This window comes from Aeromonas veronii bv. veronii (genome assembly GCF_000820225.1).
Lineage (GTDB): Bacteria > Pseudomonadota > Gammaproteobacteria > Enterobacterales > Aeromonadaceae > Aeromonas > Aeromonas veronii.
In genome coordinates this window covers 1-1,240 of the sequence record NZ_CDDK01000021.1, presented here as the reverse complement: position 1 = coordinate 1,240, position 1,240 = coordinate 1, and the positions used below count along the sequence as shown (strand labels likewise).

Here is a 1,240-nt window from a genome sequence, read left to right as displayed (position 1 = left end):
TGTAGTGGTCAACTAAATCCGGACACTTGGTTAGGCCGTTCTTCGGCTTTTGCTGGCGGTATCCCGTCATTGTGTTGATGTGGACGCCGCCAGCTGTAGTAATCCATCAGGTAATAACTGATATCTCGTTTTGCCTCTCGCAAGCTCATATATCCCATAGCCGGGAGCCACTCTGACTTCAGGCTTCTGAACAACCGTTCCATCGGGGCGTTATCCCAGCAGTTGCCACGCCGACTCATACTCTGGGTCATGCGGTAGCGCCACAGTCGTTGCCGAAATGCCCGGCTGCCATATTGGCTGCCCTGGTCAGAGTGAAACAGCACGCCTGACGGACAACCTCGTTGCTGATACGCCATCTCAAGTGCTTTGATGGCCAGCTCGGCATCTGGTTTATCTGACATCGCCCAGCCCACGACCCGCCGGGTGTGCAGGTCAAGAACCGCTGCCAGGTAATGCCAGCGACCACCTGCCCAGACGTAGGTGATATCGCCACACCACACCTGATTGGGTTGCTGGACATCAAATTCTCGGGCCAGCAGATTGGGTATATCCGGTCGTTCTGACCGCGCCACCTTATAGCGGTGCGCGCCCGGCTGTTTGGATACCAGAGCGGCTTCCTTCATCAGGTTACGTACTTTGCATCGACCAATCTGATACCCCAACTCTCGCATCATCGACATCAAGGCACGGCTGCCCGCTGAGTTCCGGCTTTCTTTGAACAAACGGCGCAACTCACAGCGCTGTTGCATACGTTCACGGTTAGTCGTCCGCCTGCGAGCCAGATAATCGTAAAAACAGGAGGTAGGAACATCGAAGGCGCAGCAGACCAGAGTGATGGGGGCTTGCTCCCTTAATCGGTCTATCAGCGCGTACGTGTGAACTCGTCCGCCATCAAGAGAGCAGTAGCCTTTTTTAGAATGTCCTTTTCACGTTCGAGCCGGTTGATGCGGGCTTCCAGCTCCTGAATTTTCTGCTGTTCTGGTGTCAGCGCTTTATTAGTTGGGGTTGTGCCACTGCGTTCGGATTGCAGTTGCTGAACCCAGCGGCGAAGTACGGTTTCACCGACATCCAGTGAACGACTGGCTTCAGGGACAGAATATCCCTGGTCGAGCACCAGGGATGCGGCTTCAAGTTTGAATTGGGCAGTAAATGAGCGACGTAATCTTGTCATTGAACACCTCAGGTCATGGTGGCGACTGTACCACCTAAAATGGTGTCCGGGATGATTAGACCACTACAG

1 protein-coding gene is annotated in these 1,240 nt (G+C 54.3%); it reads right to left on the bottom strand.

The window, feature by feature from the left end; genetic code table 11:
- Positions 1–8 precede the first annotated feature (8 nt).
- A protein-coding gene (locus BN1139_RS20980) for an IS3-like element ISAve4 family transposase (RefSeq protein WP_085942036.1) occupies positions 9–1,171 on the bottom strand; the annotation gives its coding sequence in 2 pieces (ribosomal slippage) (positions 9–916 and positions 916–1,171; 1,164 coding nt in all).
- Between the last annotated feature and the right edge of the window lie 69 nt (positions 1,172–1,240).